Origin of the sequence: Polyangium sp. y55x31 (assembly GCF_029946505.1) — a bacterium.
Classification (GTDB): domain Bacteria; phylum Myxococcota_A; class Polyangia; order Polyangiales; family Polyangiaceae; genus Polyangium.
Window position 1 is genome coordinate 39,240 of sequence record NZ_JARZHG010000031.1, and the last position, 19,739, is coordinate 58,978.

The 19,739-nt window shown below is 69.0% G+C and carries 16 protein-coding genes; 10 read left to right on the top strand and 6 right to left on the bottom strand.

The window, feature by feature from the left end; translation table 11 throughout:
- Positions 1-34: 34 nt before the first annotated feature.
- Positions 35-1,054, top strand: coding sequence for a DUF1152 domain-containing protein (locus QHF84_RS36970; protein ID WP_281318242.1), 1,020 nt, complete (start codon positions 35-37; stop codon positions 1,052-1,054).
- Positions 1,055-1,156: 102 nt separating this feature from the next.
- Complete coding sequence (locus QHF84_RS36975; protein ID WP_281318243.1) at positions 1,157-2,020, top strand: hypothetical protein; 864 nt, start codon at positions 1,157-1,159, stop codon at positions 2,018-2,020.
- Positions 2,021-2,039: 19 nt separating this feature from the next.
- Here QHF84_RS36975 and QHF84_RS36980 read toward each other — a convergent pair whose 3' ends face one another.
- The 5 genes from QHF84_RS36980 to QHF84_RS37000 all read right to left on the bottom strand — a co-directional run bounded on the left by QHF84_RS36980 (position 2,040) and on the right by QHF84_RS37000 (position 8,277).
- Positions 2,040-3,191, bottom strand: coding sequence for an STAS domain-containing protein (locus tag QHF84_RS36980; RefSeq protein ID WP_281318244.1), 1,152 nt, complete (start codon positions 3,189-3,191; stop codon positions 2,040-2,042).
- A gap of 147 nt (positions 3,192-3,338) precedes the next feature.
- Positions 3,339-3,836 (bottom strand): MmcQ/YjbR family DNA-binding protein, encoded by a 498-nt coding sequence (locus tag QHF84_RS36985; RefSeq protein WP_281318245.1) that lies wholly within the window; start codon positions 3,834-3,836, stop codon positions 3,339-3,341.
- A gap of 6 nt (positions 3,837-3,842) precedes the next feature.
- Positions 3,843-5,237 carry a serine/threonine-protein kinase gene (locus QHF84_RS36990; RefSeq protein ID WP_281318246.1) on the bottom strand — a complete coding sequence of 465 codons (1,395 nt, stop codon included), beginning with the start codon at positions 5,235-5,237 and terminating at the stop codon, positions 3,843-3,845.
- Positions 5,234-7,291 carry a hypothetical protein gene (locus tag QHF84_RS36995; RefSeq protein ID WP_281318247.1) on the bottom strand — a complete coding sequence of 686 codons (2,058 nt, stop codon included), beginning with the start codon at positions 7,289-7,291 and terminating at the stop codon, positions 5,234-5,236. The genes QHF84_RS36990 and QHF84_RS36995 overlap by 4 nt, the downstream gene beginning before the upstream one ends.
- Positions 7,291-8,277 (bottom strand): PEGA domain-containing protein, encoded by a 987-nt coding sequence (locus QHF84_RS37000; protein WP_281318248.1) that lies wholly within the window; start codon positions 8,275-8,277, stop codon positions 7,291-7,293. Before QHF84_RS37000 ends, QHF84_RS36995 begins: the two co-directional genes overlap by 1 nt.
- A 141-nt stretch (positions 8,278-8,418) precedes the next feature.
- Between QHF84_RS37000 and QHF84_RS37005 the strand changes: the two genes are divergently transcribed.
- The 4 genes from QHF84_RS37005 (at position 8,419) to QHF84_RS37020 (ending at position 13,326) form a co-directional block, all read left to right on the top strand.
- Complete coding sequence (locus tag QHF84_RS37005) at positions 8,419-8,871, top strand: hypothetical protein (RefSeq protein WP_281318249.1); 453 nt, start codon at positions 8,419-8,421, stop codon at positions 8,869-8,871.
- 166 nt (positions 8,872-9,037) lie between these two features.
- Positions 9,038-9,481 carry a hypothetical protein gene (locus tag QHF84_RS37010; RefSeq protein WP_281318250.1) on the top strand — a complete coding sequence of 148 codons (444 nt, stop codon included), beginning with the start codon at positions 9,038-9,040 and terminating at the stop codon, positions 9,479-9,481.
- Positions 9,482-9,484: 3 nt separating this feature from the next.
- Positions 9,485-9,853 carry a hypothetical protein gene (locus tag QHF84_RS37015; protein ID WP_281318251.1) on the top strand — a complete coding sequence of 123 codons (369 nt, stop codon included), beginning with the start codon at positions 9,485-9,487 and terminating at the stop codon, positions 9,851-9,853.
- The gene (locus QHF84_RS37020) at positions 9,850-13,326 is read left to right on the top strand and encodes a serine/threonine-protein kinase (RefSeq protein WP_281318252.1); all 3,477 of its coding nucleotides are present in this window, start codon (positions 9,850-9,852) and stop codon (positions 13,324-13,326) included. The genes QHF84_RS37015 and QHF84_RS37020 overlap by 4 nt, the downstream gene beginning before the upstream one ends.
- A 4-nt stretch (positions 13,327-13,330) precedes the next feature.
- Here the strand turns inward: QHF84_RS37020 and QHF84_RS37025 are convergent, their stop codons facing one another.
- On the bottom strand, positions 13,331-14,041 hold the full coding sequence (locus QHF84_RS37025; protein ID WP_281318253.1) for a TetR/AcrR family transcriptional regulator: 711 nt from the start codon (positions 14,039-14,041) through the stop codon (positions 13,331-13,333).
- 135 nt (positions 14,042-14,176) lie between these two features.
- On the opposite strand from QHF84_RS37025, the gene QHF84_RS37030 reads away from it, so the two are divergent.
- The 4 genes from QHF84_RS37030 to QHF84_RS37045 all read left to right on the top strand — a co-directional run bounded on the left by QHF84_RS37030 (position 14,177) and on the right by QHF84_RS37045 (position 19,733).
- On the top strand, positions 14,177-14,848 hold the full coding sequence (locus tag QHF84_RS37030; RefSeq protein WP_281318254.1) for a hypothetical protein: 672 nt from the start codon (positions 14,177-14,179) through the stop codon (positions 14,846-14,848).
- 17 nt (positions 14,849-14,865) lie between these two features.
- Positions 14,866-15,918 (top strand): aromatic ring-hydroxylating dioxygenase subunit alpha, encoded by a 1,053-nt coding sequence (locus QHF84_RS37035; RefSeq protein ID WP_281318255.1) that lies wholly within the window; start codon positions 14,866-14,868, stop codon positions 15,916-15,918.
- Between the two features lie 174 nt (positions 15,919-16,092).
- Positions 16,093-17,910: an acyltransferase family protein gene (locus QHF84_RS37040; RefSeq protein ID WP_281318256.1), complete on the top strand. Its 1,818-nt coding sequence runs from the start codon at positions 16,093-16,095 to the stop codon at positions 17,908-17,910.
- Entirely contained in the window at positions 17,874-19,733 is a 1,860-nt protein-coding gene (locus QHF84_RS37045; RefSeq protein ID WP_281318257.1) for a hypothetical protein, read from the top strand. The genes QHF84_RS37040 and QHF84_RS37045 overlap by 37 nt, the downstream gene beginning before the upstream one ends.
- Positions 19,734-19,739: the final 6 nt, after the last annotated feature.

Consider the following 19,739-nt stretch of genomic DNA (forward strand, 5'->3'; position numbering starts at 1 on the left):
CTCGCCGCCGCCGTGGTATCCTCGGCGCCGCGCCATGCTCCCGACCTTCCTCGAGCGGCTCGCCGATCCTGACATCAAGACCATCCTCCTCTGCGGCTGCGGCGGAGGCTTCGACTTTTTGCAAGGCGCGACGCTCCTGCCCGAGCTCGAACGCCTCGGCAAGCGCGTGATCCTCGGCAGCTATTCGTTCGGGGAGCCCGAGCGTATCGACGACGCGCCCGTCGTGTACACGGCCGAGACAGGCGCCGTCGTGAAGCGGGTCCTCGGGCATTCGAGCCCCCCGCCCGATTACGGCCCCGAGGTGCACCTCGCGAGCTTCCTCGATCAGGAGCGCCCCGAGGGCGCACCACATTTCGTTTACGCCTATTATGCGCGGTCCTTCACCGTGCCCGCCCTCCGCGATTTTTATGCCGAGCTCGTCCGCCGCCACGCCGTCGATGCGGTGCTCCTCGTCGACGGCGGCTCGGATTCGCTGATGCGCGGCGACGAGGAGGGGCTCGGCGATCCGATCGAGGACGCGGTCTCCGTCGGCGCGGTGGCCTCGCTCTCCGGCTTGAAGCTCAAGCTGCTCTGCTCGATCGGCCTCGGCGCCGACCGCTTCAATGGCGTCTCGGACGCCGCGAGCCTACGCGCCATCGCCGAGCTCACCGAGGCGGGCGGATTCCTCGGCGCCGTGAGCCTCGAGCCGACGAGCCCTGGATTTTGCTTCTACAAACGCCTGGTCGAACACGTCTATGCGAACCAGACGTTTCGCTCGGCGCTCACCGGATTCATTCTCTCCGCGGCCGAGGGCCATTTCGGCGGAGAGCACGTCCCGCCGGCCCTGCTCAGCCGGGTGAGCCCCGGCCGGTTCTTCGTCTGGCCGCTCATGGCCATGATCTGGGCGTTCGACGTCGAGGTCGTGGCGCGCCGCTCGAAGATCGTCGACTGGATCCGCGATTGCACCACGGTGCGGGATTGCCACCTCGCGCTCCGCCGCGGCCGCGCTTTGCTCGCAGAGGGCCCGCGCGAGGTGGAGAATTTGCCGCGGCAGGAGGACATGGTCGGATACTGACGCCGCCTGTTTCGAGCGTCAGCCCCTCGACGCACCTTGCCGACCTGACGACAATCGTCTCCGCGCAAGAATTTCGTAAGATTTCCCGTCTAGAATGTCCGCATGTCCGAGATCAAGAAGACGACGCGGCGTGACGTGATGAAAATGGTCGGTGGACTGGGAGCGATGGCGCTCCTCGTCAACTGCGGCGACGATTCGACCGCGACGACGGGCGCGGGCGGCAGCGGCGGTGCGGGCGGCAGCGGCGGCGCCGGCGGCTCGTCGAGCAGCAGCAGTGGCGGTGGCGCGGAGTGGGCGACCGAGGGGACCTCCGTGCTCACGGGCAAGGACTATGGCAATCCGTTCGCCTCGGGCGTGGGCCCGACATGCACGGTGTACAAGTCGTCGACCGGGGGCCCCTGTCACGCCACGAGTGATCAACTGGTCCGCAAGGACATCAGTGAAGGATACCCCGGCCTGCCGACCCGGCTCGAGTTCCTAATCGTCGACAGCAACTGCAATCCGGTCCCGAATGCCACGCTGGAGATCTGGCATTGTGACACGCTCGGCGTCTATTCGGGCGACATCGACGGAGACAACGACGCGATGTGCACGGGCGGCGATGCAGAGGCCGCGGCCGCGCTGTGGTACCGTGGTATCCAGACGGCCGGCGCCGATGGTCGCGTGACGTTCGACACCAACTTTCCGGGCTGGTACGGAAGCAGAGCCACCCACATCCATTTCAAGGTGACGGTGGGCGCGACCGCGTACCTCACGTCGCAGCTCTTCTTCGACGAGGACCTCAAGACCGAGATCTACAACTCGCAACCCAACTACGAGCCGACAAACGGGCCCGGTTACCAGGTGAATGCCACCGACAAGGTGATCACCGAGTCCAGCTTGACGTCGAGTGAAGTGGTCATGTCGACCGAGAAGCAAAGCGACGGCGCGCTCCTCGCGTGGAAGGCGATCGCGATCAGCGCATGAGCTAGAGCGCCGGACTGTTCTAGGCGCGCGGGCGACCCTCCTCCGCCATCCGCCGAATGCAGAGCCTGAGCCCCTCCCGCAGGTTCGCGCACGTCGTCAAACTCGACAGATCGAGCCCGAGCGTCACCATCGTCTGCGCCACCGTCGGCCGGATGCCCGTCACGATGCCCTCTGCGCCGAGCAGCCGGATCGCGCGCAGGAGGCTGAAGAGGTGGCTCGCCGTCATCGTGTCGACCATATCGACGCCGGTCAAATCGAGGATCGCGAACCGCGCCGATGTGCGCACCACGGCCGAAAGCAGGTCGTCCATCACGCGCGCCACGCGCCGGCTGTCGACGACGCCCATCATCGGGAGCGTGAGCACCTTCTCCCAGACCTGAATCACGGGCGTCTCCAGGTTCCGGATCACCTCTTCTTGCCGCTCGATGAGCTCCATCTTCGACCGGAGCTCGATCCTCGCTTGCTGCACGTCGTTCTTGGCGAGCGTCAGGCCGAGCATCCCTACGATTTCGTCCCCCTGGCGCATCGGCAAGAACCAGCTCTCCCACATGATATCGTGGGCATCACTCGTCGCGTGGACGGGCTCGCCCGCGAGCGCGCCGTGGATCTGCGCCATCGAGCTCTCATCGCCGCCGAATATCTCGAAGAGGTTTCGCCCGATGAGGTTCCCGGGCTCGTAGCCGCCGGTCCGGCACCCCTTTCCGTCGTGCAAGAGGTACGTGCCCTCGTGATCGATGATGTACGCCGATAGATCCAGGTTATCGAGGATCGCCCGAAGCACGCGCTCGGGCGCGATGACGGGGAGCGACGTCATGTCCTCGGCGGGGGGCACGGCCAGCCGGCCCGCGGAGAGGCGCGGCATGGGGACGATCGTCGCGTAGATCTCGGAACAACCCGGCGCGCGCCGCGCATGCAAGGAAAACCCGCGATACACGCCCTCGGCGTCTCGCATCTGACAGACGGCATTCCAGTCTTCGCCCTCGTTCATCTTCGCCCACGCCGACGCGACCGCGTCCCTGTGATCGGGGTGAAGAGAATCGAACAAGGAGCCGCCTCGCACGCGCTCGGCTCCGAGGACACGCTCGGCTTCGGGATTGAAGCCACGAACCGCGCCCTCCCGGCTCGTGGCCACGAGGATGCCCGGGCAATGCTGGAACCAAGCCGAATCCATTACACTCTCCAAGAACCTATGGGGTCCAACGAGCGGATTAACACGTCGGTTGTAGGACCGTCGAGCAGGAAGTACGAAAAAGTGACCTTCGCCGGGAAACGATTCCCGATGACACGTCAACGGTGTGACGCGTGGATCCTGGGCCGTTTAGTCGTCGACACGCGCGGCGAGCGCCTTCGGGGCGATCATTTTGTAGCTTCCCGCGACGAGGGCCCGCACCTCGTTCCAGTCGAGCGGCCCATCGTTCGCCTCGTCGATCCGCACGTCGACCCACCCGTGCTTGCCGACGTACTTCGCAATGGTGAACCGCGGGTCGGTCGCGACGAGCCCGGCCTGCATCTCGAACGTGGTCTTCACGCCGAACGACCATACGCCGTTTTCCCCGCCGATCGCCGCGAAGATCTTGTCACGCACCCGGAACGTCGGGTGTCCCCAGGCCTCGACCTCGGTCGCCTCGGGAAAACCCATGCAAATGGCGCGGAACCGCTCGAGCGTCCCGCCGGGCCCCTGCATCTTGCTCTTCCCACGGGCCGCCTTTTTCGCCGGAGGAGCGGCCTTCTTCGCAGTCGCCGTGGCCTTCTTCGTGGCCGCCTTCTTGGTCGTGGTCTTCGTCGATTTCTTCGTGCCGGCTTTCGTGCTCGCCATGGTCCCTCAATAACCGAGGTCACGCGTCTTTTTCGTCGTCGCGGAAGGAAGCGGTTTGGTGGTCTTCGCGTCGGTCGCGGGCAACGGCCCCGGCGCGGCCGAGGCCGAGGCCGGCGGCGCGGCCCCCTCCTCGTCCAGCACGATCTCCTTCGCAGGCTCGGCCGCGGCCTCGCGCGGCGCGCTCGTGGGGACCGGCGGCGGGGGCGCCGCCGCGGGGGCATTGGTATTCTTCGACGAACCCGTCTCCACGGTCGGAGCCGCTTTGACCCCGAACATCATGAATGCCGCGATCCCGCCGACGAGAAGGAGCAGCGCAGCGGCGATGGCTCCGATGAGAATGCCGCGGCCGCCGCTCGGGGCCGGGGCCTGGATCAACGAGGCATTCGTCGCCGGGCCGAGCGTGCTCGGGCCCGTTGCGCCGAGCGGCCCCGTCCGACCCGTATGCGAGGCCAGAAAACCGCCGGAGGCATCAAATGCGCCGTCGAACGAGCGCGACGGCGGAATGGAATGCATCACCGGCGCGACCCCCGGCGCGGCGAGGCGCACGATGTCGGAGAACGCGCGGGCGAGCTCGCGCGCCGAGGTGAATCGCATCGCCGGATCCTTGGCGAGCGCCCGATCGAAGAACGCGTCGAGCTCGGGCGGCAAGGTCGGATCGATCGTGACGACACGCGGGACCGGATCCATGCAGATCCGCACGATCAGATCCCCGATCGCATTCGCCTCGAAGGGCTGCCGTCCCATCACCATGCGGAACAGGATCACCCCGAGCGACCAGAGATCCGCGCGGTGATCGATATCCGTCTTTCCACGCGCCTGCTCGGGGCTCAAATAATAGGGCGTGCCGAGGACCGTGCCCTCCTCCGTCACGTCCTTCGCGTCCTCGGCGACGGCGAGCGTCTTGGCGATGCCGAAATCGAGGATCTTCGGGATCTCCTCGTCGCCCTCGCGCACGAGGAACACGTTCTCCGGCTTCAGGTCGCGATGCACGAGCTTCGCCTCGTGCGCGCGCTCGAGCCCGCGGGCCACCGGAATCAAGATCTTCTCCGCGTCCACGAGCGAGAGCCGCCCCGCGCGCCGGATCCGCGCCGCGAGGTCCTCCCCTTCGAGCAGCTCCATCACGATGTACGGCAGCCCCTGGTCGATCCCGTAATCGTGAATCTTCACCACGTTCGACGAGCGGATCTGCGCAGCGGCGCGGGCCTCGCGCTGGAAACGCGAGAGCGCCGCCTCGGCCGAGCCCGTCATGAACTTCACGGCGACCGGGATGTCCAGGCCGAGGTGCGTGCCCACCCAGACCGAGCCCATGCCTCCCTTGCCGAGGAGCTTGTCGAGACGAACCTTTCCGGCGATCACCAGGCCGGGGACGGGCTTTGCGACCTGCGTATACGGCGTCTTCACGGGAAAACCACGGGCACGGGGGCCGTCTGATCGGCGCCTTTCATGCCGGTCCCGAGCTGGCCGAAGTCATTGCGACCCCAGCAGCGCACGGGCCCGCTCACGAGGCGCACGCAGGTGAACTGCAAGCCGAGCGCGACCTCGGCGATGGGCGGGACGTTGATCGTCTGGGGCGTCGATTGGTTCGTCTTGTCCCCCGTGCCGAGCTCGCCGCGCGTGTTCGCGCCGAAGCACCGGAGCCCGCCGCCCGCGAGCACCACGCAGGAATGGCCGCCGAGCGTGTTATCCGCGCCGAGCGAAAGCCCCGTGATGTCCATGAGCCCCGGGACGAGCACCGGCGCGTTTTGCTGCGTCGTATTGCCGATCCCGAGCTGGCCGCCCGCATTCTCGCCCATGCAGCGGAGCGCCGTGCCCCCGGCCGACACGACACACGTGAATCGATTGCCCGCGGAAACCTGGCTGATTCCGGTGAGTCCCGGCACGAGCGTCGGGACCAACCGATCCGCGATCCCCGAGCCGAGCTGCCCGTCGGTGCCGTCGCCCCAGCACCGCACCTCGCCCGTTTGCAGGACCGCGCAGTTGTGCATGTCCCCGGCGGCGAGCGCGGTCGCGTTCACGTTCGCGAGGTCGCCCGTGGGCGTGGTCCGATTCTCCTGCAAATTGTTGCCGAGTTGCCCCGCCGTACCCGCCCCCCAGCACCGCACCGCGCCGCTCATCAGGCGCGCGCAGGTATGACGGCCGCCCGCCGCCACCTGCACCACGTTGGTCAAATTGACGGCCTTCGGCGTCGACGAGGCCGCCGTCGAGCCATTGCCGAGCTGCCCCGTCGCGTTGCGCCCCCAGCACGAGACCTTGCCGTCGCTCGTCCGGGCGCAGACGTGCGTGCCTTGTGTATCGACCCGGTTCGAGCCGACCGAGATCTGCGTGACGCCGGAGAGCCCCGACACGGCCGTCGGCACGAGCTTCTCGACGACCGTGCCGTCCCCGATCTGCCCCTGCGTGTTCGCGCCCCAGCAATGCACCGTGCCGTCGCCGAGGAGCACGCACGCATTCGTGCCCCCCGCGGCGATCTGCACGATCGAGGAGCACGTCCCGCCGAGGCAAACCTCGCTCGCGCAATCGGTGTGCACGACGCAGGCCTTTCCGCTCGCGCACGGCGCGCAGCCCATGCCGCCGCAATCGACGTCCGTCTCGGCGCCGTTCTGCACGGCGTCCTCGCACGTCGGCGCCTGGCACACGCCGCCTGTGCAGACGCCGCTCACGCAATCGGAGGCGATCAGACAGCTCTCCCCGTCCTCGCAATCGGGGCAGTCGCCTCCGCCGCAATCGGCGTCCGTCTCGGTCCCGTTCTGCACGCCGTCGCTGCACGTCGCCGCCTGGCACACGCCGGCGATGCAGACCTTGCTCTCGCAGTCGGCGATGGCCCCGCACCCCTTTCCCGTACCGCAAGGCGGACAAACCGGCCCGCCACAATCGATGTCGCTCTCGTCGCCGTTCTTCGAACCGTCGGTGCACTCGGGCGGCACGCAGAGGCCGTTCGAGCAGGGGCCGCCGCCGCTGCAATCCGCGCTGAAGTTGCACTCGACGCACTTGCCACTGCCGTCACACACGGCGCCGCCGCCCTGCGTGCACTCGTAGCCTTGCTTTCGCGGCGCGAGCGACGGTACGCCCTCGGGGCTGCATTCCCCCACGGTGCATTCGAAGCCGTCGTCGGGCACGTCGCTCGTGTCCACGACCGTGCGCGCCTGCCCGGCCCCGTCGCACTCGATGCGCATGCAATCGCCGGGGGTTTGTCCCTGCGCGAGCGGGCCCTCCGGCTGCGTCGTGAGCTCACAACGGCCCGCGACGCAGGCCCGCGTCTGGCATTCGTTCGTCTGGCCGGGACAATCGAGCTCGGTCGAGCACGTCTGCCCCGCCCCCGAGGCCCCGCCTCCGAGGGCCGGATCGACCTCGAATCGATCGAGCCCGGTGATCGCATTACAAGCGGGCGCGGCGAGCCCGGCGAGGGCCACCATCGCCATCGTGCCGAAGAGCCCGGCGCGAAGGGTTCGTCTCATCAGAACCTCCCCCGGATCCCCGCAGAAAGAGGCCCGGCCCAGGGCACGACCTCGATACGCCCCGTGGTAGGCGTGCGTTTCGGTTTGCCCAGGAACAACATGACCCCGCCGGCTGCGGCCGCCGCGCCTCCCACGACGAACAGCGCCGTGGAGACATTTCCGAGCGTGCCCGCTGCGTCGATGCGGCCTTGCGCCGACGGCGGACACCGCCCCTCCGATGTGCAGAGATCTTCGAGCTCGCCCACGCGCCCGAGCGACATCGCGCCCGTCACCGCGCCCGCCACGAGCGAGGCCGCGCCCACGCCGAAGGCCGCCATCGCCGGCACGAAGAGCGTCCGGCCACTCGAAGGCGCGGGCTTCGGCGCGACCACGTCCTCCTTCTCGTCGCGCACGGGGCGCGCGCTCGCGACTTCGAGGTGCACGGGCACCTTGATCACGCCGCCGTGCTCTTCGAGCTCGATCGTCTTTTCCACCGGGGAAAACCCGTTCGCCTCGACGCGCAGCACGTGTTTGCCCGGATCGAACCGCGTGGCCATGCCGGTCCCGAGCGCGAGTGGTTTGCCGTCGACCGTCGCCTTGGCCTCCTCGGTCGCCGCGCCCGTCACGACGACGAGCAGCGACGGCACGCGCGCGAGCAGCGCCCGCTCGCGCTTGCTGCCTTCCTCGCGTGCCTTGCGAAACGCGGGCGGCGACGTCGGGCCGAGTGGTTCGGCGGCGAGGCGCTCATAGGTCTCGAGCGCTTCGGCGAGCCGGCCGAGGCCTTCGAGCGCCTCGGCGCGCATGAGCAAGTGCGTCGGCGCGTGGTAGAGCGCCTCGGCCTGCGTGACCTTCTCGAGCGCCTCGGCGAAGCGTTGCGCGTCGAGATCGTCGGCCGCGGCGAGCGCGATCTCGCGCGCCTTCGAGACGTTGTCCGCATCGCCTGCGCGCGCGAGCGGGCTCGCGGCGAGGCCGAGGACGAGCGCGGCGCAAGCGACCCATCGGAACATGGCCCGCCATTCTGCCGCCCCCTCGCGCCGGATGTCGAGGGGTAGAATCGCGCTCTCGATCCGGCCCCGGGGCGCGGCCACTCCGCCGTGACGCGCCCCGTCACCCTTGACTTCGCCGTACGAAGGAGCGAGGTGTGCTGGATGCGCGCCCCCCATTCCCAGGACAAACCCTCCCTCGCGCGCCGGCTTTCCGGCGCTCTCCTCGCGATCGCCGTGCTCGTCGGCCCCGCCTCCGCGGCCGCGGACTTGATCGGACCGGCGGAAGAGGCCTGTCAAAACAAGACCGCCGGTGCTGCGTGCGCCGAACCCGGAGGCGCGGCCGGCACGTGTACCGCCGTACAGGACCGGGGCCGGGAGCGGCTCCGCTGCGTGGTGGGCGCAAATGCCCCGACCGACGCGAAGACCACGACCCCGCAGCCCGCCGACGCAAAAACGCCGGCGCCGACGCCGTCCGCCGCGACCGTGTCCGAAAAAAAGGGCTGCTCCGTGTCCGCCGCGGGAAGCTCGAACGAAGGCGCGCCGCTCGGGATCACCGTCGCCCTGGCCGCGCTCGCCCTTTGCCGAGCGAAGCGCCGCGCGCGGCCCGCGGTGTGAGCGGTGGACTGGTTCTGAGCATTCGTTTCACGCAGGTCGTCGAGATCCCCATTTACGTCGAACGGGGGTACAATCGCGCTCTCGATCCGGTCCCGAGCGCGGCCGCCCTGTCATGACGCGCCCCGTCACCCTTGACTTCGCCGGGCGAAGGAGCGAGGTGTGCTGGATGCACGCCCCCCATTCCCAGGACAAACCCTCCCTCGCGCGCCGGCTTTCCGGCGCTCTCCTCGCGATCGCCGTGCTCGTCGGGCCCGCCTCCGCGGCCGCGGACGAGGTCGGGCCGCTGGAAGAGGCCTGTTACAACAAGAAGGCCGGCGATGCGTGCGCCGATACCGCGGGCGCGGCCGGCACGTGCACCGGCATCAAAGACGAACGAGGTCGCGAGCTGCTCCGCTGCGTCGCAGGCGCCAAAGCCCCGGCCCCGCAGCCCGCCGACGCAAAGACGCCGACGCCCACGCCGTCCGCCGCGACCGTGTCCGTGGCCGAGAAAAAGGGCTGCTCCGTGTCCGCCGCGGGAGGCTCGAACGAAGGCGCGCCGCTCGGGATCACCGTCGCCCTGGCCGCGCTCGCCCTTTGCCGAGCGAAGCGCCGCGCGCGGCCCGCGGGGTGAGGGGTGGACTGGTTCTGGGCATTCGTCTTCACGCAGGTCGTCGAGATCCCCATTTACGTCTATGGGCTCCGCGTCCGCGTGTACGAGGCATTTGGCGCGAGCGCGCTGACGCACCCGATCGTCTGGTTCGTCATTCCGAACCTCTGGGAGCGCTTCTACCTCGCCGTGTTCGCGCCTCATCCCTCGTTATGGATCTCGCAGGTCCCGCGGTACTGGATCATGGTCGTCATCGCCGAGACGTTCGCCGTGACCGCGGAGGCGGGGTATTTCCGGTTCATCGGTAAGAAAAAGACGCTCGGGTGGGCATTCGCCGCGAACATGGCGAGCGTCACCCTGGGCTTCGCGAGCCGCGCGCTCTTCGATTGGCCGTGACCGCCGGACGCACGCTCTCCTCCCCGCACGACGCCGCGACGCTCGATCCCGCGGAGGGGAGAGCGCGGCCCGGCGCGCTCGGCGAGACGCTGCCCGCGCCGCCGATGGAAACGCTCATCGCCCGCACCGGAAAGGATGACGGCGAGGACGACGAGGCTCCGGAGAGCACGGCCGCACAGCGCATGCGCGTGGTCGATCCGCGGACGTACGCGGTGGAATCGGAGGTCGCGAAGGGCGGCATCGGCCGGATTTTGCGGGCGTACGACACGCACCTCGATCGCCCCGTCGCGCTGAAGGAGCTCATCACGCGCGACCCGCAAGCCGAGGAGCGCTTCATTCGCGAGGCGCGGATCACGGCGCGTTTGCAGCACCCCTCGATCGTGCCGCTGTACGAGGCGGGCGTCTGGCCGTCGGGCGAACCGTTTTTCGCGATGAAGCTCGTCTCGGGGCGCTCGCTCGACCATTTCATCGAGGAGGCGAGCACGCTCGATCAGCGCCTCGCGTTGGTCCCGCACGTGCTCGCGGTCGCCGAGGCGATGGCGTATGCGCACAACGAGCGCATCATTCACCGCGACCTCAAACCGCAAAACATCTTGCTCGGTCCGTTCGGCGAGACGGTGGTCATCGATTGGGGGCTCGCGAAGGACCTCGACGAGGAATCCCCCGAGCCGCCGCCGTCATCGACGTTGCCGCCGAGGAAATGGCCCTCGTCTTCGTCGTCGGGCTCGATGGCGCTCACCGTGCTCGGCGTGGTCATGGGCACGCCTGCATACATGCCGCCCGAGCAGGCGGCGGGGCGCAGCGTGGACGAGCGCGCCGACGTGTATGCGATCGGCGCGATTCTGTATCACCTGCTCGCGGGCAAACCGTCCTACGAGGGCAAACACCCGATGGACATCGTGCGGCGCGTACTGCGCGAGCCGCCGGTGTCGATCGAAAAGCTCCAGCCGGGCGTGCCGCGCGACCTCGTGACGATCGTGCAAAAAGCGATGGCGCGCGCGAAGGCCGAGCGTTACCGGACGGCCGGCGAACTCGCCGCGGATCTGCGTCGGTTTCAAACCGGGCAGATCGTCCAGGCGCACCATTATTCGGCCCGCGAGCGGATCCTCAGGTTCGGACGGCGCCATCGCGCGACGTTGCTCATGGCCTTCGTCGCGGTCGCCGCGCTCGCGGTCACGGGCGCGCTCGCGGTCGGACGGGTCCTCGACGCGCGCGACGAGGCGCGGCGCGAGCGCGACAGGGCCGCGGAGGCCGAGCGACGAGAATCGGAGCGCGCCGATACGCTCACGCTCGTCGAGGCGCGTGGGGCGGCGGCGCGTGATCCGCTCGAAGCGCTCGCCTGGCTCAAGACGCTCTCGGCGTCGTTCCGGGGGCATCGGCGCGAGCGGCTCGTCGCGGCGGACGCGATATCGAAAGGCGTACCGCGGCTCTTGCGGGGCCACATGGCGGGGATCAATCGCGCGGCCTTTTCGCCGGATGGCCGGCTCGTGGCCACGGCGAGCGACGACCGGACGCTGCGGCTCTGGGACGTGGCGACGGCCGAGTCACGCGTGCTCGAAGGACATACCGACGAGGTGTGGGACGCGGCCTTCTCTCCGGATGGCGCCTGGCTCGCCAGCCGCAGCAAAGACACCACGGTCCGGCTGTGGAACATGAAGACCCGCGAAACCAAGGTCCTCGCGGGACACACGGCGCCTCTCGGCGCGATTCAATTTTTCCCGGAAGGACGGCGCCTCGCCTCCCGGGGCCGTGATGGATCGGTATGCTTGTGGGACCTCGCCGCGGGGGAATGCAAGCGCGCGTGGCCCGCGGGCGGCACGGAGCGAAAGCTCGCGATCTCGCCGGACGGGCGCACCCTCGCGTTCGTGGGCGCGGGTTCGCTCGTTCTTCACGACATCGAGGCCGGGTCCGAGCGCCGCTTCGAGGGCGACTCGCCGGAGACGGAGGCCATTGCGTTTTCTCCCGATGGAGCCTTCGTGGCCACGGGCGATCGAAAAGGCGATGTTCGATTGTGGGACGTCTCGACGGGCCAATCGAAGCGCCTCGAAGGCCACACCTCGAAGCTGCGATCCCTCGTGTTTTTCCCGGACGGGTCGCACGTCGTGTCGTCGGGATTCGACCGCGCCGTCCGAATCTGGAACGTCCGCACGGGCGAGGCGCGCGTGCTCGCGGGGCACGAGGGCGCGATCTATACGCTCGCCGTGTCGCCGGACGGGAAAACCTTGATGACGGGCGCCGCCGACCAGACGGCGCGGGTATGGGACGTGGCCTCCGGCACGTCGCGGATCCTGCGGGGATGGAAGGACTCCCTCTCGGATGTCGAGTTTTCCCGCGACGGCAAGCGCGCGCTCGTCGCGAGTTACGACAACAGCCTGCGCGTCTATTCGCTCGAAGCCCTGCGCGACCGCGTCGTTTCCGTGCACGAGCGCGAGGCGGGCGTGATTGCCGTCTCGCCCGACGGAACGTGTGTCGCCTCGGGCAGCGCCGACGGGGCGGTCGTCTGGACGAACCTCGCGGAGGGCACGACGCGCACGCTCGGAAAACACGCGGGCGAGGTGCGGGGCGTCGCGTTTTCCCCGGACGGCGCGGCGATCGCCTCCGCAGGCGCGGACGGCCGCGTGCGTATCTTCAGCACCCACGGCGCGGCGCTCTCGTTCGAGGCCCACGTCGGCGCGGCGAACGTCGTCCTGTTTTCCCCGGACGGCGCGCGTTTCGTCTCCGCGGGCGAGGACGGGGTCATTCAAAGCTTTCCCGCGAAGGGCGGCGAGGGGCAGGTCCTCGCGCGGCATTCCGCGGCGGCGACCGCGCTCGCGTTTTCCCCGGACGGGACGCGCCTCGCGTATTCGTTCGCCGATGGACGGGTCGTCTTGCGGGAGGTGGTCACGGGTCGAGAAACCATTCTCGCCGGCCACCACGACTCGGTCCACGTGCTCGTGTTTTCCCCGGACGGCGGCATGCTCGCATCCGGCGGCATGGACCATTCCGTGCGGCTCTGGGACGTGACCGGAGGCGCCGCGCGCCACGTCATCGACGCGGCCGGGACGGGGCTCACGCGGCTCGTGTTTTTCCCGGACGGCAAGCGATTCGCGACGCTCGGCGGCGAGGCCAACGTAAAACTCTGGAGCGCGGTCGACGGCCGATTGCTCGACGTACTCCGGGGATATCGAGGCGTCGTCGATGGGCTCGACGTCTCGCCCGAGGGGAGCCGGCTCGCGACGGCGGGCGCGGACGGCATCGTGCGATTGTGGGACCTCGAAGCGGGCGAGAGCCGGCTGCTCGAAGGGCACGCGGGCAACGTCGTCGCCGTCACGTTCGCCGAGGGAGGAAAATCCCTCGTCACGGCCGGAAAAGACCGGACCGTGCGGCGCTGGATGGACGATTTGCCCATGGATGCGACGAGCCTCCGCGCCTTCGTGGAGTCCGCGACGCCGGAGACCGTCGTATCCCTCGGCCTTCACCCGGACAAACGTTGATCGTTCAGGCGTCGTTTTGCCCGCGCGGCCGTTTTCGCGGGGGCCCGCCACCGCCGAACGACGCCTCGGCGCCCGGCTCGGGCGGCGCCTCGTGGCCCGTGCCGTAGGCCCGCAGGAAAGCCTCGATGTGCTCGTCGGCGAATTTGTCCCATTCGAGCGGGCGCGCCTTCGCCCCGCCAAGCGAGCCTTGATGCAAGAGGACGACCAGGGGCGGCGCGACCAGCGCGAGGGCCATCTGCCGCACGTCCCCGGCGCGGAGCTCGCCCCGCGCCACGTGCCGGGCGAGGCGCGCCTCCACGGATTCGAGCGTCGGATCGAGCACCTCGCAGAGGTATTTCGGGCCGAGCGTGGGCTCGCGCAGGCCGCAGGCCAGGCCAATCGCGTGCACCTCCTCGACGCCGCTCCGGAAGCCGAACTCCAGATAAAACAAGAATCCCCGCAGCGACGCGCGCACGGGCAGGAGCGGGCCCGTCGCGACCTCGAGCAGGTACCGCTGCCCGCGCTCGTGCCATTGCGAGAGCACCGCCGAGACCACGCCCTCGCGCGAGCCGAAATAATGCCGCAGGGTCGCCACGCTGACCCCCGCGGCGGCCGCCATTTCGCGAAAGCTCGCGCGCGAGCCGTCGGGCTCCGAGAGCCGCTTCTGCACGGCCGCGACGAGCGACGCGCGCGTCGCCTCGAAGTCCGGATTGCGTGAGCCTGCGGGCCTGCCCATCTCTTTGGTCGGTACTCTAGATCATCCGTCCTTCAGTTCAAGCGTCGGTCGCGGCCTCCGCGCGGGCCCGACCCGGCCACCTTGACGACGCTCTAATTTTTCGTAACTCTAGCGTTCTACAAAACGGAGGCTTCCATGTTCGAGGGCTTCGCGAACGTCTGGACGCCGGTCTTGTCCGCGCGGGATCTGCGGGACGAGGCACGGCGGGTGCGGGTCGCCGGGGAGCCGATCTTGCTCTTCCGCGACGGGCGCGGGGAGCCCTTGGCGTGTCTCGACCGCTCGCCGTCCGTGCCGCGCGAGGTGCTGACGCTGCAAGCTCGCCTGCCCGCGCGCGAGGCCCTCGGGCTCGTGTGGATTTTCACGGGCCGCGAGACCCCAGCCGAGGGTCCGGCGTTGCCTGCGATCGATCCGGTGCGGCCTCTCGTGGTCCACGGAGAGACCTGGTCCGCGCCGTTCGCGCGCGTGATCGAGGCGCTGCTCGATCCTGCGAACCTGCCCTGCACGTGGGCCCGAAACGCGCCCGAAGAGTCCGTGCTCGCGTTTCACGCGCCCGGCTGCGTCGAGCTTTTTTTGCCGCCGCGCACCCCCGAGAAGCGCACGCTGCTCTATTGTTTCCCCGAGAGCGAAGCGACGACGCGTGTCCTCTACTGCGCCACGCGCGCGCCGGGCGAGGGCGACGTGACCTCCTGGATCACCGAGTATTTCGCAGCCACGGATCTCGCCCGCGAGCGCGCCTCCCGGGCCGCCGCGATCCCCGCGGACGAAGGCTTGACAACAGCCCCCGATTTCCTAGAACACCTGGTGTAACAAAACGGGAGGCAAACGTGTTCGAGAGCTTCGCCAACGTCTGGACTCCGGTCATCCTGGCCAAAGAGCTCGGGAAGAAGCCGCTTTCGGTGAAGGTCGCGGGCGAGACGATCGCCCTCTTCCGGGATGGAAACGGCGGCGTCGGGGCGCTCGTCGATCGATGTCCGCACCGCGGCGTCGCGCTCTCGCTCGGCCAGGTCGACGAGGACGGCTGCCTCGCCTGTCCTTTTCACGGCTGGGCGTTCAAGAAAGACGGCGCCTGCGCGAAGATCCCGCTGAACGACGTCTCGCCGGAGAAACGCGCTCGTTATGGCGCGACGCCCGTGCCCGTGCGCGAGGTCGGCCGGCTCATCTGGATCTTCACGGGCGCGGATCCCGCGGGCACGGAGCCCGAGCCGCCGCCCGCGCTGGTCGAGAAGGGGTGGCACGTCGGTTTCAACCAGGAGATCTGGAAGACGCACTGGACGCGGGCCATGGAGAACATGCTCGACACGCCCCACCTGCCCTTCATCCATCGCAAGAGCATCGGCCGCGACATCCGCAAAAAACTCCGCCCGGACACGACGCTCGCGATGCGCGTCGAGCCCGCTCCGTTCGGCGGCCTCATTTACTCGAAATGGGACTACGAGGAGTCCGAGCAGCAGTTCTTGAAGTGGCGCAAGCCGAACGCGATGGAGCTCCACATCATGGACGAGCCGAAGCGCCGCATGCACCTCGCCGTTTATTGCATTCCGGTGGACGAGGGGCACACGAAGATGATGCTCGCCTCGGCGCGGACGTTTTTCGGGTCGGAGGTGCTCACGTGGTTCGCCACGAAGTTCAACAACATCCTCGCCGAGGATCGAGAGGTGCTCGAGACCTCGAACCCGCCCGAGGTGCCGCCGCCGGGCGAGGAGCCGTCCGTCGCGACCGACGCGCCGACGCTGTTCTTCCGAAAGTATTACTTCCGCGAGCTGCGCGGCTCCACGTCGACGCTCGTGCCCACAGGCCGGCTCGTCCGTAAGCCGGGCGCCGTGCAGCCGGAGGCCGAAGAAGCGGGCATGCCCGACGGGGCCGCCGTCGTCCACTGACATCGGCATCGGCCGCACATTCTTCATGTCCCGGGCGCCCGGAATGCGCTATCTCCCGGGCTGCCCGTGAGTTCGCCTGCCCTCGAACACAATCCTCCCCTCGACGATGGGGGTTCCGCTCGGACGAGCCGAGCTACACCCCCAAACCCCCTGCGCCGCGCCACCATCCCGCATTTGCCCGCGCTCGACGGCCTGCGGGGGCTCGCCGTGCTCGGCGTGCTCTTGTTCCACGACGGAAGGCTCGACGGCGGGTATCTCGGCGTCGACCTGTTCTTCGTGCTGTCCGGATACCTCATCCACTCGCTCCTGCTCGCGGAGTGGAACAAGGCCGGGACGATCGATCTCAAGGCTTTCTGGGTTCGCCGCGCGCGCCGCCTCTTCCCGGCGCTCCTCGCGCTCCTGCCGGCGGTCGCGGCGTATGCACATCACCTCGCAAAACCGGAAGAGCTCGATCGGATCCGCAAAGACGGGCTCGCCACGCTGGCGTACGTGGCGAACTGGCGCGCGATTTTCTCGGGGCGGAGCTACTGGGACATGTTCCAGGTGCCCTCGCCGCTCGAACACACCTGGAGCCTCGCGATCGAGGAGCAGTTTTACGTAATCTGGCCGCTGCTCGCGTTCGGCGTGCTGTACCTCTCGCGTGGTTCGCGACGGGTGATGCTCGCCGTATCGCTCGCGCTCGCAATGGTGTCGGGCGCGGCGCTGGTTTGGCTGGGCAACCGGGTGGATACGTCGCGGGCCTACATGGGCACGGATACCCGCGGCGTGGCGATCCTCCTCGGCGCGTCGCTCGCGTGCTTGATGGCCGAGCGCGGGACGTCGAAGAACAAGACGGTGGTGCGGGCGCTCGATGGGCTCGGGCTGCTCGCGGCGATCGGGCTCGCTTTTGCGTGGGTGAAGCTCGACGGGCAGAACCCGCTGCTCTACCGCGGAGGGTTTTTCGGGACGGAGCTCTGCGTGCTCGTGCTCATCACGTGCGCGGCGCACGGCGAGCAGAGCCTCGTGGCGCGGGCGCTCGCGTTCCGCCCGATCGCCTGGGTGGGGCTCGTGAGTTACGGGCTCTACCTCTGGCACTGGCCGATCTACGTGGTGCTGCGGCCGGAGCGAATTGGTTTGTCCGGGCTCGGGCTCTCGGCGCTCCGGTACGCGGCGACGTTCGGGGTGGCGCTGATCTCGTATCATTTCCTGGAGCAGCCGATCCGGAAGCGCGGCGCGCCGTTCGGGCGGCCGGCGATCGTGCTCTCGTCGTCGGTGGCGCTTTGCCTCGGCGCGCTGCTCGTCGGCACGCAGCACCGGGCGGTGATGCGGATCGGGCTCCAGCTCTTGCCGTGGCCGGCGAGCCCGAACGCGGTGAAGATCTTGATCATCGGCGACTCGGTGGCGGAGTCGCTCGGCGAGCGCATGCAATCGGTGCAGGCGGGCACGGGGACGATCGTGATCCAGCGAGGCACGCCGAATTGCAGCATCATGGAGGGGAAGCTGCCGACGCGCTCCTTGACGAACGAGCCCCATGCCGGCGGCGATTGCGGCAAGAACTGGGCGAGCGACGTGGAGGAGCTGCGCCCCGACGTGACGCTCGTGGTGCTCGGCGGCGGGTATTTCGCGCCGGTGGAGATCAACGGGCGCTGGCAACACGTGTGCGACGCGGAATGGGATGACGCGTACGCGGACGAGCTCGAGCGCAAGCTGAAGATCCTCGCGGACAAGAGCGGGCGAGTGATTCTGGCGCGCGTGCCGTATCCGGTGGGCGGGTGGCAGAGGCCGGGGCTGAACGCAGAGGTCGATTGCTACAACACGCTGCTCGAACGGACGGCGAAACGTGAGCCGCGCGTGCGCATGTTCGACCTCGGGACGCACCTCTGCCCCGGGGGAGAATGCACGATGGAGAGCGAAGGGGCGGCGATCCGGCCGGATGGAATGCATTTCGCGGGGCCCGGGGCGAAGGAGATCGCGCGATGGGTGATCGAGCAGGTCAAAGAGCCGGTGCGATAGGGCTTCTTTTCGCCCTCGCCGGTTGCGCTGCCTCGCCGTCGCCTGCCGCGGAAAACCCGGCGGCATCCGCGCCTCCGGCGCCGCTCACGCAGGAGCGAATCCAGGCGCTCGTCGCCGAGGTCGCGCATCTGCGTGGATTGCCGCAGCGCGCGCCCGTGCCGGTGTATTTGCTCGACGAGCCGGCGTTCCTCGCGGCGTTGCGCGAGCGGGCCGAGCGAAAGGCGGCCGCGGCCGAGAACGAGGCGCGTACGGCGTTTCATCTGGCGTTCGACCTCTTGCCCGACGGAAAGCCGGGCGCCGCGCCGCCGAGCTCCACGCGCGAGGTGCTCGAAGAGCAGGTGCGCGGGTTTTACGATCACGAACAAAGGATCATCGTGGTGCGAGCGTCCCGGCCGCGGAACGAGGCCGAGGCCGAGAAAGAGCGGGCGATCCTCGCGCACGAGATCGAGCACGCTCTGCAGGATCAGAGCTTCGGTCGGCCGGATGTGCAGAAGCAGGCGACGATGGGCGCGGACGAGTTTCTCGCGTACGGGTCGCTGCTCGAAGGCGACGCGATGCTCACGATGTTCGCGTATCTCGCGTCGACGCGCGGCGTGCCATTTCAGCGCATGGTGCGGCGGGCGGCGGACGTGATGCGGGACGTGCCGGCCGAGCGGTTTGTCGCAGGCGATGGGGACGCGGCGCTCTTTCGCGCGCTGCCGATCGTGCGCGAGCGGCTCCTCTTCCGGTATCACGCCGGGACGGCCATGGTCGCGGAGCTTTATCGCGCGGGTGGGCTCGATCTCGTCAATCGAATGTTCGTGTCGCCGCCGGTGTCGACCGAGCAGGTGATCCATCCGGAGAAATACCTCGCGGGGGAGCGGCCGGTCGTGCTCGCGGCGCCGCGGGCGCCCGAGGGGTATCGGACGCTCGATGAAGGGACGCTCGGCGAGCTGGAGACGCGTGTCGTGCTCGATCGGTGTTCGCCCTTTTCCGCCGCGGCGGCCGCGGGCTGGGGCGGCGATCGGTACACGCTGGTCGCGGCGCCGAACGGCGGCGTGGGGCTGCTCTGGAGCACGGCGTGGGATTCGGAGAGCGACGCGGCCGAGTTCGTCGCGGCCATCCAATCGAGGCCCGGTTGCCTGCGGGCGCTCGCGCTCGGGGCGACGTCGATCGACGGCGGGATCGTGGTGCGCGTCGAGAAGAACCGCGTGGCCGTGGTCCGTGGTTTGTCAGGGACGCTCGCCGAGGCGGCCGTGAAGCAGATCCTCGACGCGCCGATCGTCGCGCCCACGAGCCCGCCCGTGGTGCTGCCCTACCAGCTCCTGCCGCGCGCGCCCTTGCCGCAGCGGGAGCCTGGTTGGCTCGTGGGTCACGATTACCATAGCCGGTGGCTCGGCGTCGCTGGGCAGATCCCGCTCGGGGTGAACGCCGTCGTCGGATACGAGGGGCTCGAGCTCCGGATCAGCCGCCCCGACGTGCTCGTCAGCGGGGCCCTGTTCGTCTCGGACCTCGTGACGACGCCACGATTCCAGGAAAAACTCTTCGCCGATGTAGCGGGCGGGCTCGCGAAGGGCGCGGAAGGAAAGCAGGTGGTCGCCGCGAGGACCGGGCCCGTGGCGACGCCGCTCGGGGCCGGGATCGAGCGGTGGTGGACGATCGGAGAGACGGCCATTTCGGTGCGCGCCGTCATGGTCCCGATCTGCGGCGGGACGGGGTCGCTCGTGTTCCTGCAATCGTTCAATGACCCGACGGCGCAGCGCACGCTCGACGGGTGGCTTCAATCATTTCGCTGGAACACGAACGTGAAGCCGCCCGTCTGCGAGGCGCTCGATCCGCGTTGAGGCGCG

What these genes read in the sequence shown, in the direction of transcription:
- QHF84_RS36970 (WP_281318242.1), top strand. Translation starts at nt 35, where the DNA reads ATGCTCCCGACCTTCCTCGAGCGGCTCGCCGATCCTGACATCAAGACC.
- QHF84_RS36975 (WP_281318243.1), top strand. Translation starts at nt 1,157, where the DNA reads ATGTCCGAGATCAAGAAGACGACGCGGCGTGACGTGATGAAAATGGTC.
- QHF84_RS36980 (WP_281318244.1), bottom strand. Translation starts at nt 3,191, where the DNA reads ATGGATTCGGCTTGGTTCCAGCATTGCCCGGGCATCCTCGTGGCCACG.
- QHF84_RS36985 (WP_281318245.1), bottom strand. Translation starts at nt 3,836, where the DNA reads ATGGCGAGCACGAAAGCCGGCACGAAGAAATCGACGAAGACCACGACC.
- QHF84_RS36995 (WP_281318247.1), bottom strand. Translation starts at nt 7,291, where the DNA reads ATGAGACGAACCCTTCGCGCCGGGCTCTTCGGCACGATGGCGATGGTG.
- QHF84_RS37000 (WP_281318248.1), bottom strand. Translation starts at nt 8,277, where the DNA reads ATGTTCCGATGGGTCGCTTGCGCCGCGCTCGTCCTCGGCCTCGCCGCG.
- QHF84_RS37005 (WP_281318249.1), top strand. Translation starts at nt 8,419, where the DNA reads ATGCGCGCCCCCCATTCCCAGGACAAACCCTCCCTCGCGCGCCGGCTT.
- QHF84_RS37010 (WP_281318250.1), top strand. Translation starts at nt 9,038, where the DNA reads ATGCACGCCCCCCATTCCCAGGACAAACCCTCCCTCGCGCGCCGGCTT.
- QHF84_RS37025 (WP_281318253.1), bottom strand. Translation starts at nt 14,041, where the DNA reads ATGGGCAGGCCCGCAGGCTCACGCAATCCGGACTTCGAGGCGACGCGC.
- QHF84_RS37030 (WP_281318254.1), top strand. Translation starts at nt 14,177, where the DNA reads ATGTTCGAGGGCTTCGCGAACGTCTGGACGCCGGTCTTGTCCGCGCGG.
- QHF84_RS37045 (WP_281318257.1), top strand. Translation starts at nt 17,874, where the DNA reads ATGGGTGATCGAGCAGGTCAAAGAGCCGGTGCGATAGGGCTTCTTTTC.